Raw genomic sequence first — 12,776 nt, 5'->3', positions numbered from 1 at the left:
AAGTCCGTCATTGCGAGGAGCGATGACGGACTTTCGTTCAATAACGGGCTCTTCGTATCATTATTTCTTATACCCCAACGTCAGTTCACTCAGGTTGCTGTACGCACTCTCCCCGCTGGCCACTCTTTTTATCCTTACCCTAATGTAGCGGATGCGGGGCGTTTCGGTGGAAAAATTGACCGTGTACGGCCCCTTGCCGTCATCAGAACGCGTCACTTCTTTCAGCAGGATCCAGCCTTTGGCGATAGCATCGTCTTTCCAGCCATCATCGTTGCCCGGCACGGAAGTAGCGGCATTGGTTACATCGGCAATGCCCCACACTTCGTATTCCACCGGGTTGTGGCAGCAATCGCGGCCGGTCACTTCCAGGGTGCGGAGGCTGTCGTATGCTTTGCCCATATCGAAAGTGAAATGATGCGGCAGGCGGCTGTCTCCATTGGAATGGAAAATATTCGGGTAGCCTTGTGGCCCCTCCGAACCGTCCCACAGCCGGGAAACGCTGGTCTGCCCTTCATACGGCTGCACGTCGTACGGCAGGTTCACTTCGCGGAAGAGGGATTTGTCACACTTCACGATCCCGAACTCTATTTTCGGGAAGGTGTCTGTAAGGCTCACCGAAAACGTGTCCAGCGCAGCGCGGTTCGGCGTGTAGTACGACTGGTACGCCACCCTGGTGCCGTATTTGTAATCGTTCAGCGTAATGGAATTCTCACCAGGCGGCAGGGACACTTCTTTTTGTTCATCAGCTGTATTAACGTAACGAATATACGTAATTGTGTTCGTTGAATCCGGCGGCAGGAAATTCAGCGTGATCTCGTTGCCGTTATCATTCAGCAGCTTGTAGGGGTCTGTAAGGTTCACCGGCCGGTTCATCAGGCTGTTGCGGTAAGTGGCGCCATACACCCTTGCATTCTGTATTTCGATCGGGATGGAACGGTTGCCGTTCTTATCGAATGAATGGACGAAAAATGAATAGGTATATTCCTGCAACCCGCTGATGATCGTAAAAACCGTATCGCCGGGACTGTGCGTTGAAGCGGGTACTTCCGTGGAATCCGCATAATTGTTCCAATAGATCCTGTACTTCGTCACGGAAGGATCGGGGCTGGGCGACCAGCCGATGCCGAGGCGGAGGTTGCCGGGCCTGGTAAAGGTTTGCGTGATGGCGCCCGGGTATTTGAGTTCCTGCCCGTTGAGGAAGTCCTTGAAATCATCCGGCTTCTGCGTGCAGGAAGCCAGCAGGCAAGCCAGGCCAGTGATCCAGGGGAGGGACGAATTTTTTATAAACATATAGGCTCTTTTATGGATTACCTGGGGTCGCCCCAGAATGTCAGTTCGGCTACGTTAAAAAAGTTGTTGGTCAGCGATGCATTTTCCAGGCACTGGAAGCGGATGTACCGCACCTTCGGCAGGTCCAGCGAAAAGTTGAAGCTGAAGCCCGCGTTCCAGGTATCGAGGTCTGCATTCGTGTACTGCGGGTTGGGCAGGCCGGAGGGTTTTGCCGGGAGGCGGAAAGTGCCGAGGTTGATCCAGCCGTTGGGCGACGTTTCGCCAACGCCGGGCGCGCCGGGGCCGCTGGGCAATGTTTCATCCACAGGATCGGATGCGCGGCCCCATAAGGTCCAGGTGAGCGGTGCGCCGGCCTGCCAGAGCCAGTTGCCGCTGCCGTCTATCCCGCGGTTCCAGATGGTGTACCGGCTGAGTTTGGCCCCCTGCCCCATGTCGAACGTGATCACGGCGGGCCACACCAGCGGCTGGATAGGCTGCTCGGTATGATAACCCGGCGAACCTGTATTGCCGTTCCACAGGTTTTGTATCTCCCAGCCAAAGCCCGTACGGACGTCAGACGGCAATACATACCCGTTGAATTTCGATTTATCTATCTGCACTTCATAGATCGGTTTCACGGTCGTGAAAAAAGTGTCGGATATATTCCCCCATTGGTCTGTAATATAAATACCAAACTCTTTTGGAATAGTATCATAACCCCGCAGGCTATACGAAATAGTGTCGCGGTTGGTATAATTCTGATTGATGATCTCCAGCTGGTTGGTACGCGGGTCGCGGCTGATGGTGATAATACCCAGGTTGGCCCTGAAACGGTTCAGCACATTGATGTTGATGCCGCCGAAATCGGGCTTCGTGCCGATAGTAGGAAATGCTTCCAGGTAAGCCGGTATGCCGGGATGTACGGTCACTTCCACGGGATCGGACATAACGTTGGCGCGGCTCACGGTGTGCAGCGTCACTTTATAGTCCTGGCTTTTTTCAAAACCGCCCACACGGATGGTATCGGAATAAAAGGAAGACTTCGTCTGCCGGCTGGCGTTATCGTTGATCATGTAGCTGGCCTGCACGTAAAGCACGTTCTCAGACGCGGGCAGATCGTAAGTGATAATAGCAGAGCCCGCTTCATTCTTCACCTGCACATTGGTAACGCTTCCGGGCTTGGTTTTGTCGCCGGACACTACGTCTTTATAATCGGCCACTTTGCTGCAGGAAAACACCGCCATCCCCATCACTGCCGGCAGCAGGCACCACAACAATTTTTTATATCGGTTTGTCATAATCATATTTTGAACGATTCGCGAAAAGGTTTACCAGTAAGGAGTTTGAACCAGGTTAGGATTGGTGATCAGGTCATATTCCTGGATGGGGAATAAATAATCCTTCAACCCGAACGAAGGTTGGTACACGGTGCTGAGCTGGTAATAGCCGGCCACCGTCCTGTTGAACACGCTCCATCCCTGGAAGGGAGAGGACAATACGGCCTGCAGTTCTTTCCAGCGGCGGAGGTCCCAGCCGGCCTGGCCTTCAAATGCCAGTTCGATCCTTCTTTCCTGGTGGATGATCTGCCGCAAACCTTCTTTGGTGGAAGGCTTGGCGGGATTGCGCGAGTACTGCGACCAGGCAGCCAGCACACCCGGCAACCCTGCCCGCTGCCGCACCTTATCGATCCAGGAATACACTTCCGCCGTGGGCCCGCTCACTTCATTGAGACATTCCGCATACAGCAGCCACAGGCCAGACAGGCGGATGAACGTCCAGGGATAGGTCTGCCATACGGTATTCTGACCAGGCACAGATTGGTAATGCACCAGCTTCTTGGGCCAGTAGCCGGTGGCGTTGTACCGCGTACGGTCCGGCGGGGAAGCATATCCATTCACGGCATTCACGAAGTTGGGATTGTTGTCGTTCGTATTGCCCGACCCGAACCAGGTGGCGCCGTCGAAGGAAACGCTGGAATAGTAGCGTGGTTCGCGGTTGAAGTTGCCTTTCACGGTCGTATAATCCTGCTTGATGTAATAACGGTGCGCTTCATCGCCCGTCTGCAGCTGGTAGCGGCCCACATAGTCCCAGGTCTTGTCTTCGTTGATCGGCACGCCATTTTTGCTATAGAATATTTCAGATTGTGAAACAGGCACAGAGAAATTTGAATAAACGGCGAATACATTCGCAGCAGCTTCGGCGGTCACTCTTGGCATGGACATATACTGCCACCCGTAATGCGGGTTGAGCGTCCACACCTGCTCGGGGTTCCAGCCATCCACGAACGCGCCCTGCAAGGTGAGCAGCTGCCGCGTTTGATCAGACATGCTCACGATATTGCCCTGTATCCTCAGCTCATAAGGCTTTGCGCCTGCCGCCACCGCCGCGTCGATGGCCGCTTTGCAGGCATCCGCCGCACGTTGCCATTTCGAGTGGTCCACAGCGGCGGGGAACAAACTTTGTCCCTCCTTCCCTTTGAACGAAGCGTAATCGGGATTGCCGTTGAAGAGCGGACTGGCCTGCGTGGCAAGTACTTCAGCCTTCACCGCGAGTGCGATGGTGGCCGTAACGCGTCCTGCTTCGGCAGCAGCGTTCTGGATCGCGGGCGGCAGGTCTGCAGCGGCTTCATCCAGCGTTTTCACCACGTAGCTGAAACAGGAGTCCAGCGTTTGCTGTTTCTGCCGCACTTCTTCGGAGCTGGCATTGATGGGAATGGCTTTATCTGCAATGGGGATCGGGCCGTACATGCGCAGCAGCCAGTAGTGGTAATAGGCTTTCAGAAATTTCGCTTCGGCGGCCCATCGCGTCCTGTCGTAAGGCTGCACGTCCAGCGGCAGGTGGATATTATCCAGGAAGATATTACACATGCGGATAGACTCCCAGAGCTTGAGACCCATGTTGTATCCATCCCAGTAATTATGCAGGGGGTTCAGGCTGTTTTGCAGCCCGCGCATAAGGTTGAAGCCGCCGTCGCCGCCCTGGCCGCCAAGTGTGGTCTGGTCCTGCATGTTGATAGGGAACAGTATTTCGCCGGAAGCGGTAAAGCCTGCATTCCTTCTTACATCCGACAGGCTCTGCAGGTTGGAATAACAGCCGAAGAGGTAAGCCTGCGCTTCGTTGGCATTGCTGAACGAACTGGCCAGCGTGGCCACATTATCGGGAGTCACATCGAGGTATTGTTTGCACCCGGGCAAAGCCGCCAGGGCGCCACCAGCCAGGAACAATATTCTGATCAATATTTTCATATCCTCTTTTTTAGAATTCGAATTTTAAGCCGAGGTTATATACTTTCTGTATCGGGTATGCAAAGCCATTGCCGGCCAGCTCCGGATCCCAGAGTTTGAATTTGCTGAAGGTGAGCAGGTTCAGCCCGCTGAAATAAATACGCATGCTGTTCATATGTATCGGCCTGCCCCATTTTTTAGGGAGCGTGTAACCGCCTTCCACAGACTTCAGGCGCAGGAAGCTGCCGTCGCGCAGCCACCAGGTGCTGGTTTGCTGGTTGTTCGGAATTTCGTAAGTGGAAAGCCGCGGCCAGAGCGCGTACAGGTTTTGATTTTCTTCAGACCAGTGATCGTTGGCATAGGCTTCCAGTATCTGCGCGTCTTTCGCGAAAGGCGCGGTGCCAAATACGCCGTCGTCGAAATTGGTAGTGGCGGTGGGATTGATAAAGAAAGAAGAACGGGCGGAACCCTGGAAGAAGGCGCTGAGGTCAAAACCCTTATACCCAACGGAAAACCCGAAACCATAAATGATCTGCGGGGTAGACGGCAGCCCGATGGGCACCTGGTCGTCCTGGTCTATCACGCCGTCCTGGTTCACGTCGCGGTACTTGATATCGCCGCCCATCGGCAGGTAATCGCCGAATACCTGGCGGGGCGAGTTGAGCGCTTCTTTATCGTCCACGAAAAGCCTTTCCGCGATGAACCCGAAGGGCTGGTTGATCATCCTGCCGGTGCGGAAGCTCCATGGATTGGGGTATTCAGGCTCTTCAAGATGGATCACCTTGTTGCGGGTAAGCGTAAGGTTGCCCAGCGCCGAAGCCCAGAGGCCGGAATTGAAGTCCTTGCGGTAGTTGAAACTCAGGTCAATCCCTTCAGAAAGGGCTTTACCCAGGTTGGAACGGAGGTTGCCGAGGGCGGAGTTTTCTATGCCGACTGTAACGGGAATGTACCCGCGCTGTATCAGGATATTGTACCTGTTCTCACGGTATACTTCCGCAACCAGGTTCAGGTTGTCGAACAGCGTGATCTCCGCTGCCAGGTTCGTTTTGCGGGAAGTTTCCCAGGTCACGTCAGGATTGGGATAAGCGTAGATCACCGTTCCTTTCATGGTCACTGAGTTGTTGGTACCGAATACTGCGCTGCCACCGGAATTGGGCGCTACGTTGGAGAGATAGAAGAAACGCTGCGTCCTGGGGTCGCCGATCGCATCGTTGCCTACCAGGCCGATGCTGCCGCGCAGCTTCAGCCGCGTGATCACGTTCTTTATCCAGCCGCGCCAGAAATCTTCGCTGGACACCACCCATCCCGCGCCGATCGTGGGAAAGAAACCAAAGCGGTGCGCAGGCGCAAATTTCTCTGAACCGTTGTAACCAAAATTAAATTCAGCAAAATACCTGCTGGCGAAGGAATAGCTCGTCCTGCCGGACAGACCGAGGTTGCGGTTGGGCAGCGATGCCTGGAGGTTGCCCGCATTGCCGTTCAGCGTTTGCTGGCGCGTGCCTACCAGCGAGGCGCCCACTGTATGCCGCCCGAAAGCGCGGCTGTAGTCGATCCTGCCGAGCATGTACAAATAAGTGTTCAGGTATTTGGGGCCTTCGTTGTATCCCAGGTATTCCCTGGCAGCGCCGGGCTGCGGGTTGAGCCAGCGCAGCTTATAATCGCCGCTCTGTTCATCATAGCTCTGTACATCGTAATAAAAAGGAAGATAGTTGCGGCTTACATCGAAATAGGAATAACGGTTGGTACTGAACAGGCCGAAGAAGGTAAGGCCGGGCGTAACGAACTTCAGGTTCTGGTTCAGCTCAAACTGTGCGGACATGCGCGATTCGGAAAAACTCTTATACCCGTACATCAGCGATGCGTAGGGGTTCGACTGGAGGTTGCCTGTCTGGTTGATCGCATTCCCGAAAAGAATGTGCTGAGTGTTCCGGTTGGCACTGTCTGGCGCATAAAAAGCCGGGAAGGCAACAGGATTGGAATGCAGCGCCTGCGAATACAGGTCTGTAGCAAAACCGCCACCCTGGTTGCTAATGGGGCCGGTATATTCATTGAAATTACCCCAGAGGCGAACGCCTACTTCCGTGGTGGCAGTGGCTTTGATGCTGGTATTGGCCCTCAACTGGTAATTTTCAAAACGCATGCCCGAGTTGAAGTTGTTCACCGGGTTCACGCGCAGGATGCCATTATCCCTCGAATAAGAGCCCGCTACATAATATTTTGCCAGGTCATTGCCGCCGCTCACGCTGAAATTCGCGCGGGAGGTGCTGGTACGTTCTTTAAATATCTCGTCTATCCAATCCACCGCGGGATAGATGTAACGGTTAAGGCCGCCTTCGCCGTTCAGTGTTTTCTGTGTGCCGATGATCTTGTTCGGGCTGTAGAACGGCGTGGCCAGCGGATCCCGCGTGGTCAGCGCTTCGTTGTACTTGCGCATATAAGTGATAGGATCGGCGAGCTTAATGCTTTTGGTGGGGGAAGAGATCGCGGATTCAACGCGAAGTTCTACCTTGGCCTTCCCCGCCTTGCCTTCCTTGGTGGTAACGAGTATCACACCGTTGGCGCCCCTGGCGCCGTAAAGCGCGGCGGCGCTTGCATCTTTCAGGATGGAAAAGCTCGCGATATCATCTACCTGCAGCCTGGCCAGGTCGCTGGCGGTGAGTTCGATATTATCCACGAGAATAAGCGGACTGTTGCTGTAACCGAGCGTGGTTACACCGCGGATGAAAAACGAGGAGTTATCCAGCCCGGGCTGCCCTCCCCGCTGGAAGGAAATAACGCCCGCAACCCTTCCTGCCAGCGCATTGGTAAGGTTACTGGCCGGTATCTTCAGTTCTCCCGGCTGTATGGAAGTAACTGAGCCTACTACCGCCTCGCGCCTTTCGCGGCGGCCAAATGCGGTTACCACTACTGCACCTACGGTATCCACCGCCATGGACAAATACACCGTTACCGGCTTCCCTTTCTGCACCACCAGCTCTTTCGACTGGTAGCCGATACAGGAAAATTCAAGAACGGCCTGGCTGCCGGAAACATCCAGCGAGAATATACCCAACCGGTCTGTACTGGTTCCCTGCCGGGTGCCTTTGATGACCACGGACACGCGGTCTATCGGGAGCCTGGTAAGACTGTCCACCACATGGCCGCTGATGTTGCCGGCATTCTGCGCGGAAGCGTTCAATGAAAAGGTAAGCAGGGAAATGAGCAGGAACAGCACTGCCGGCATGCGGCAACGCAAACGCTCCCGGCTGCTGAAGCGAGAAGATCTGATGTTCATATTCTGGCGATTGTAAATTGACTGGCGCCACCGATGCTAAAGCCCTGGCGCATCATGGCTGAATCTATTGGCTGATACATAACGTGTATAACATAACGTGCTGCGTATAACGTGGTGAACGCAGTGCATTGTGCTGTACTATACTATACTATATCGCTAAGTTATTACAATATTCCGATCTTCCAAAAAAATTGGCGTTTAAACGCAAAGAAGTTTTCAAGTGAATGTTGCCGTGGAATAAATGCGCGGCTATTTTTCGCGGGTGAACTCGAAGATGCATGCATCCGCAGGCGGCACGGAGAGCGGCTGCCGGCCGTCCACCAAACGGGTATCGCCGGAAAAAAGTTCTTTTATTTTCCAGCGGGTATTTTTACCGCCCAATAATTCCGCGGGGATTTGCATGGTTTGCGCAGCGCTGCCGTAATTGAACAGTGCGATGTAGAGCCTGCCGTTATCGCGCCGGTAGAGCTGTTCCACTCCTTTGTTGCCCGTGTTGCCCAGCAGGGGGCGGAAACTTTTTCCTTTGGCGGCCAGCTTTAGCAAATCACGGTTTTGCAAAAGTTTTATAGCGGTATACGTCCATTTGCCGAAAGCAGAAAAATCGTCGCCGGTAATGATGGAACCTGTTACCAGGGCGGCTGCCAGCCTGGCCCTGTTCACGCCGTCGTTTTCGCTGGCAAATACAATATGGTCGGCGTCTACGTAATCGTACAGGTACGACTGCCACCAGCCGTAGCCGGTGCTGCTCATGGTATATTCGGTATTGTCAAGACTGCTGAAAGCATCGCAGGCAATACGGCGCACATGTACGTAACGGGCAGTGGCCAGATTCGGAGAAATGGCCGCGTACACCAGCATTTTGTTGTCCAGCACGCTGTCCAGGAAATGCATGCCTTTGTTGAATGCCTGCATGCCGGTAGTGACGGTTGGATCAAAAAAGCGGGTTGATTCGTGCGCGCCGTGGCCGAGGAAATCTATTTTGATCATTTCAAAACCCAGCGACTTCATGCGGTTGATGGTATGAACGATCCTTTGCTGCGTGGCGGGATGCGTGGGGTCCATGGCCCTGCCGCCGGCCATGTCCAGCATGCGGCCGTTTTGCGAGGTCCAGGTTTCTTTGTAAGAATAACCGGCAGAGCCTTCTACGGCGCGGTCATATTTTCCCCAGTCGGCAAAAGGCGTCCAGTAGATGCCCGGCTTGAATCCCTTTTGTTTGCAATGGGCCACGAATTCACGGAGCTTGCTCACATCGCCGTCTATGCCGCCGGGGGTCATATTGTCCCAGTAAGCATCCAGGTCGATGAACAATGTGTGATCCGCCATCCTGAAGTTTTTGAGGCTGTCTGCGAAAAAGTCTACCACCTTCATCGCCTGGTCGAACCGGATCTTGTCCCTGAGCACGCCCCAGCTGTTCCAACCCATCGGGGTGGGGCCTTTCCAATCGGCGATAGACCGCGGATGCAGCCGGCTGTTTTGTTTTGCGAAGGTTTCCATTCCTTCCCGCCAATCGGCAAAAAAACCGGCCATCATTTTCGGGGACGATACCCAGCCGTCAACCGGCAGCACTTTTCCATGCGGTATCACATCATGTGTAACGGTGCTGTCTGTAAAGCCAGCCAGCAGCGATACGCCAACGGACCTTCCTTTCTCTTTCAGCAAAAATCCTGTTTTCCAGTTATCCTGTTCCAGCGAGCCCATCACCAGGCCGGAATTATCTTCCACGTTGTATACCGCGCCCACTTCGCTTCCGTTGAAAGCGGCTCCTGCCAAAGGCATGGCGTTATATCTCACCCACATGTCATTATCGAAAGGCACAAACAGCGCGCGGTTGTCGCCCGGCTTGCTCCACAAGAGGCTGTCTGTAGCCAGCGGCGTCATGGAACCCGCAGCGGCTGCGCGCAACCGCAACTGTGTGATAAAAGCGTTATTGTTTTGGAATGTATAGAACAGTTGCTGCAGTGATGTATCCCCCGCAAAAGTAATAGTATACAGCTTCGCTTTGCCGAGCCTGGTCTGCACATCGCTCACCTTGTAGCCACCCCTGCCTGCTTTCCGGCTGTCGCCGGGCCTTTCAGCCTGGTAAACGGCATATGCCGCTTTGATCATTACCTTACCATTCCAGGTCACATTGTACGTTCCTTTGTCCAGGTCATACACGATGCTGCTTTTATTTCCCAGCGGGATCACCAGTTTCGGCTGCTGCGCCGCGGCAGATGCGGTGTACAACAGGCAGCAGGAAAATATCATTGCGGTCAGGTTCCTGTAAGGCATAGCTTTGTATTGAGAAGATGATCTAATCAGCGTTATTGTTTTCCCGCGATCCCTGCCGGGGAAAAAAGAATGAACATGCCCACCATAACTATCAGCAGCAGTCCGTAATACAGGTAACGGTTCTTCCAGGGCACAATATTCACGGCCGCCCGGCGGGGAAGCGCATATACTTCGCTCATGGGCTTCAGCCTACCGATCAGCAGCATCATGGCCGAAACGACGATGAACAATATGGCCAGCACATGCAGGTAATGCAGCCCGGTATCGAACAGGAACTGTGTGGCGGCATACACAGCCACGAAAAATATAATGCCAATTTTGGCAGCCAATGGCGGCACTTTTTTCGTCAGCAATCCTACTACCATGATCGTAAAAACAGGCACACTGAAGAAGCTACTCACCTTTTGCAGGTAATTATAGAACCCACCGTCGAAATACATGATGTAGGGAGAAAAAATGATGGCAAGGATGGTAACGCCGGTTTGCAGGACCTTCCCGCTGCGCAGCAGCTGGCGCTCGTTTGCCGGTACGCCGTTGCGCTCCAGCCAGGGCTTGTACAGGTTCATGATAAACAAGGTGCCGGTGCTGTTGAGCCCTGCGTTGAAAGTGCTGAGCGCCCCGCCGAAAACCACTGCCGCCACCAGGCCGATGAAAACCGGCGGCAGGATGTCGCTCACCAGCCGCGGAAAAACCGTGGCGGTATTTTCCAGGCTGGGGTATAAGTGTAAGGCGATCAGCCCGGGTACGTTCAGTAAAAGCGGCGCGAACAATTTTCCCACGCAGGCAAGGGCAATGCCTTTCTGGCTTTCCTTCAGGTTTTTGGAAGCCAGCGCTTCCTGTACGATGTATTGTTCCATCCCCCAGTAATAAATATTGATCAGCAGCATGCCGGTGAAGATGGTTCCGAACGGCAGCACATCACCCGGTCCGCCAATGGCGTTCAGGTGTTCGTGATGTGAAAGGGTAAGGGTTTCAATGCCGCGCCAGATGTTGCCTCCGCCCAGGTAACGGAAACCGTAATACACGATCATCACCCCTCCTATCAGCATACCTACACCCTGCACCACATCGGTGATGGTGATGGCCCGCAGGCCGCCGAGCACGTTGTATAGCAGGCCTATGACGCCTACAACGAGCACGATCAGCCGGATGGCGGAAAAATAACTGATGCCCAGCCATTGATCGATGTGGAAGATGCCGTTGACCGCTACAGCGCAGCCATATAAAACAGTCGGGATAAGGTTGACGAAATAACCCAGGAGAAAAACGACGGAGACGATCCGCTGCGTCTGCGCGTCGAAACGTTTGGCCAGGAAGTCTGGCGTGGTCACCGCGCCGATCCGCAGGTACATCGGCATCAGGAACTCCGCCACTACCAGCATGGCCAGCACAGAGCTCATGCCCCATGCCATTACAGACATATTGGTGGTGTATACGAATTCATTCTCCCCGATAAATTGGTTGGCGCTCATGTTCGTCAGGAACATGGAACTGCCGATCATCCAGAAACCCAGGCTGCGGTTGCCCAGGTAAAAGCTGACCGGGGTTTGCTGCGTTCTTTTGCGCGTAGCGTAGAACGATACGCCGGCAGCCGCCACCGTTACAAAAAGGAAGCTCAGAAGTATAGTAGGACTCATAAAAAAGCAATCATAATGATCCCCTGCGCAGGAGAACGGTCGGTATTATCTCCTGTATCTTTTCACGCGTCAGTACAAATTCAGCGGCCTTCTCGGCCATTTTTGAAAAATCCGTGGAATAGGTGGTGATGCCGTCAAAAATAATTTCCTTCACCACTTCGTCGTTATGCGAAAGGATGCCTACATCTTTACCCAGCCTGAAACCCTTTGCCTTTGCGTCTTTCAGCATCTCCCAAAGCTCCGCGTTGTTGATGGTGAAATAAACGTATCCTTTTTCGATGGAACCGGGAATGTATTCGGTGCGGATCAGGCTTTTGATATTAAAGTCCTTCACGAACTTTTTATACGCCTCAATGATCTCGATCGGCGTGTCTGACGCGGGCCGGTGGTAATGGATCATTCCTTTGAACTTCCGGATCGCGGGCGCCAGCTTCGAAAAAGCGGCGTACGACGATTTGCCGAATTCCTGCACGATATAGGAAAAATCGCCGTCCAGCGGCTGGTAGCGGTCGATCATCAGGAATTTGTTCAATGGCAGCGTAGCCAGTATGCCGGCCGTGCGCTTATGCGGAATGGGCGCCACCACGTACATGCCGTAGCGGCCTTTGACGTTGGCAATGATGCTTTCCAGTACGTCGATATTGTTGTGATGGAAATAAATATCAATGGTGGCAGGCGTGCCCAGGCTGTCGCGGAAGGTTTTGAAGAATACCTCCTGGAAGCTGTCGAATGCAAAAATGACCAGCGCGATGCGCAGGTTGTTCTCCGTGTTTTCAGTCGATACATAAAAACCAATCCGGTTCTTCGACTCCACGATCCCGCGGCTGACAAGTTCTTTGTATCCCTTTGCAATGGTTTCCCGCGCAAAGCCCAGCTCTTTGATCAGGTTGTTCACCGAAGGAAGCATGTCCCCGCGCTGGATCAGCTTATCGTTGATAGCGTTGATGATACCCTGTACCAGCTGCTCGTGTTTGGACAATCCCTGGATGTTTTCCAGCTCCCTGATCTGTTCGTATATATCCTGCATTGCAAATAATTGATGGACAGTCGTTTAAGCCTGTACTATTCTATTCTACAATGTAAATATATTCAACAGTTTTG

General features: G+C 53.6%; 7 protein-coding genes. All 7 read right to left on the bottom strand.

Going from position 1 to position 12,776, the window contains the following annotated elements:
- Positions 1 to 60: 60 nt before the first annotated feature.
- Complete coding sequence (locus tag R3I13_RS17770) at positions 61 to 1,290, bottom strand: DUF4998 domain-containing protein (RefSeq protein WP_346319302.1); 1,230 nt, start codon at positions 1,288 to 1,290, stop codon at positions 61 to 63.
- Between the two features lie 17 nt (positions 1,291 to 1,307).
- Positions 1,308 to 2,567 carry a DUF4959 domain-containing protein gene (locus R3I13_RS17765; RefSeq protein WP_346319301.1) on the bottom strand — a complete coding sequence of 420 codons (1,260 nt, stop codon included), beginning with the start codon at positions 2,565 to 2,567 and terminating at the stop codon, positions 1,308 to 1,310.
- A 30-nt stretch (positions 2,568 to 2,597) separates the two neighbouring features.
- The gene (locus R3I13_RS17760; protein ID WP_346319300.1) at positions 2,598 to 4,514 is read right to left on the bottom strand and encodes a RagB/SusD family nutrient uptake outer membrane protein; all 1,917 of its coding nucleotides are present in this window, start codon (positions 4,512 to 4,514) and stop codon (positions 2,598 to 2,600) included.
- 10 nt (positions 4,515 to 4,524) lie between these two features.
- Positions 4,525 to 7,767, bottom strand: a complete 3,243-nt coding sequence (locus R3I13_RS17755) for a TonB-dependent receptor (RefSeq protein ID WP_346319299.1) — start codon at positions 7,765 to 7,767, stop codon at positions 4,525 to 4,527.
- A 249-nt stretch (positions 7,768 to 8,016) separates the two neighbouring features.
- Positions 8,017 to 10,038: a hypothetical protein gene (locus R3I13_RS17750; protein ID WP_346319298.1), complete on the bottom strand. Its 2,022-nt coding sequence runs from the start codon at positions 10,036 to 10,038 to the stop codon at positions 8,017 to 8,019.
- A 32-nt stretch (positions 10,039 to 10,070) separates the two neighbouring features.
- Positions 10,071 to 11,675 carry a solute:sodium symporter family transporter gene (locus tag R3I13_RS17745; RefSeq protein WP_346319297.1) on the bottom strand — a complete coding sequence of 535 codons (1,605 nt, stop codon included), beginning with the start codon at positions 11,673 to 11,675 and terminating at the stop codon, positions 10,071 to 10,073.
- A gap of 10 nt (positions 11,676 to 11,685) precedes the next feature.
- Positions 11,686 to 12,702: a GntR family transcriptional regulator gene (locus tag R3I13_RS17740; protein WP_346319296.1), complete on the bottom strand. Its 1,017-nt coding sequence runs from the start codon at positions 12,700 to 12,702 to the stop codon at positions 11,686 to 11,688.
- Between the last annotated feature and the right edge of the window lie 74 nt (positions 12,703 to 12,776).

Origin of the sequence: Chitinophaga sp. YIM B06452, assembly GCF_039655965.1 — a bacterium.
GTDB lineage: Bacteria > Bacteroidota > Bacteroidia > Chitinophagales > Chitinophagaceae > Chitinophaga.
This window is presented reverse-complemented; position numbering and strand designations above follow the sequence as displayed.

Coding starts and splice junctions, on each gene's coding strand:
- R3I13_RS17745 (WP_346319297.1), bottom strand. CDS start 11,675: ATGAGTCCTACTATACTTCTGAGCTTCCTTTTTGTAACGGTGGCGGCT.
- R3I13_RS17755 (WP_346319299.1), bottom strand. CDS start 7,767: ATGAACATCAGATCTTCTCGCTTCAGCAGCCGGGAGCGTTTGCGTTGC.
- R3I13_RS17765 (WP_346319301.1), bottom strand. CDS start 2,567: ATGACAAACCGATATAAAAAATTGTTGTGGTGCCTGCTGCCGGCAGTG.
- R3I13_RS17750 (WP_346319298.1), bottom strand. CDS start 10,038: ATGCCTTACAGGAACCTGACCGCAATGATATTTTCCTGCTGCCTGTTG.
- R3I13_RS17740 (WP_346319296.1), bottom strand. CDS start 12,702: ATGCAGGATATATACGAACAGATCAGGGAGCTGGAAAACATCCAGGGA.
- R3I13_RS17770 (WP_346319302.1), bottom strand. CDS start 1,290: ATGTTTATAAAAAATTCGTCCCTCCCCTGGATCACTGGCCTGGCTTGC.
- R3I13_RS17760 (WP_346319300.1), bottom strand. CDS start 4,514: ATGAAAATATTGATCAGAATATTGTTCCTGGCTGGTGGCGCCCTGGCG.